The sequence below is a fragment of the Methylobacterium aerolatum genome, assembly GCF_022179085.1.
Lineage (GTDB): Bacteria > Pseudomonadota > Alphaproteobacteria > Rhizobiales > Beijerinckiaceae > Methylobacterium > Methylobacterium aerolatum.
Window position 1 is genome coordinate 1 of record NZ_BPQE01000063.1, and the last position, 1,434, is coordinate 1,434.

Annotated in this window: 2 protein-coding genes; one reads left to right on the plus strand and one right to left on the minus strand. The window is 63.0% G+C overall.

Going from position 1 to position 1,434, the window contains the following annotated elements; translation table 11 throughout:
- Positions 1 to 182: recombinase family protein (locus MFF06_RS22555; protein WP_238208442.1), on the plus strand; the 182-nt coding region annotated here is incomplete at its 5' end.
- Positions 183 to 199: 17 nt separating this feature from the next.
- Here the strand turns inward: MFF06_RS22555 and MFF06_RS22560 are convergent.
- Positions 200 to 1,084 (minus strand): hypothetical protein, encoded by an 885-nt coding sequence (locus MFF06_RS22560; protein ID WP_238208443.1) that lies wholly within the window; start codon positions 1,082 to 1,084, stop codon positions 200 to 202.
- Positions 1,085 to 1,434 lie beyond the last annotated feature (350 nt).

Genomic DNA, 1,434 nt, shown 5'->3' on the forward strand with positions numbered 1-1,434 from the left:
TGCAGGCCGCCCGAGCGGCCGGCCGGGCTCAGGATCTCACACCCGTGATCGCGGCCATCCGGGCGGCCGGAACGACCTCGCTCGGCGGGATTGCCCGGGCGCTCAACGCCCGGGGCATCCCGGCTCCGCGCGGTGGCGCATGGTCGGATGTGCAGGTCCGGAGGACTCTCCTGCAAGCCTGAGCGCCGCTCAGGCAGGGCTACTTCTTACGAGCCGTGGATAGGTGTTCGAACTCAAGAATGTCGCTCTCGACGTAATCGCGAGCCGTCATGTCCTCGAGCCTGCACACGATGACGCCGCTGACGGTGAAGCACTCTCCGGCGTCGAAAAGACTCATCCAGCTTTCCACAACTGCGGGCCAGTCAACCTTCTCGATGCCCTCAGGGTCGTAGTGCTTGATGAACCACCACTCCAAGTCGACCTTCTCTCCCTCCCATGCGGGAGCTGCACGGACCCGGATCTGCCAGAGTGCTCGCAGGTACGCACCGTCTTCGTTCTGCTTCTCGTGCTGCTTGGAAAGGCGGGCAGCCAATCTCTTGATGGCTTCGGTGAACGCATCCGGGAATGCGAACCGAACTCGCTTGCGAGCCAGCGCTTGGCCGAAGGCACGAACCTCGCTGTCGTGCTCCCAGCCAGGAACCCTCCGCCACCGAGCGACGAGCGACTTCTCGACTGTCATCACACGGTCGAGATGCGCAACGAGCCTACGCTCTGCTACGGCCGGGATGTAAGCGTAGGCTGGCATCTTCAAACGACGCGCTGCTTCGAGCTGCTCGGCTGATGCCTCGATCAGCGGAGCGACCTCGATGTACGGGCGATCTCGACAGTCCCGAACGACATCGCAGGTCTGGCTCAGCACGACCAGGCCGTGCAGGGCCCCATCCATCAACGGAGTGGGCCCTACTGCTACAGCTTCGCCTGTCTCGGCGAACGCGGCCGCGGTCTGTTCTGAGGCCTCGGTGTGAGGCCGCGACAAGTCACCGAGGTGCAGGAACTCAAGCCCTTCGTCGAGGGTGATATCGCCCTGACGCCAGTATTTTAGAGCTTCGTTTATTGCTTCGGCGTCCGGCTCCGATAGCGCCAAGAGGTCTACCCCGCAGCCTTCGGCAGACGTACTACGCGAGCGACGCGAGCTTTCGCGGGAATACTGATCCTTTCCTCGACCGTGTCGAGCAGCAGTCCAGGAGGCTGAGGACGACGCGCTTCCAACGCATCATGCGACAGAGGAATGCGCCGGGGTCTTGCGGCAATCGGCTGATCACCGACTCGGCTAACAGCTTCCTGGAACCGCTCGCTACGCAAGAGATCGAACGCGGTCACACCCCAAGCGTCAGCGGTGAGTAGGAGAGCGCGCGTGTCAGCGCTGGCTCCCTGGTCGAGGTCCCGAACTGCCAGGAGTGTCTGCCTAATTGCATGCTCATGCTTGGAAGAAAC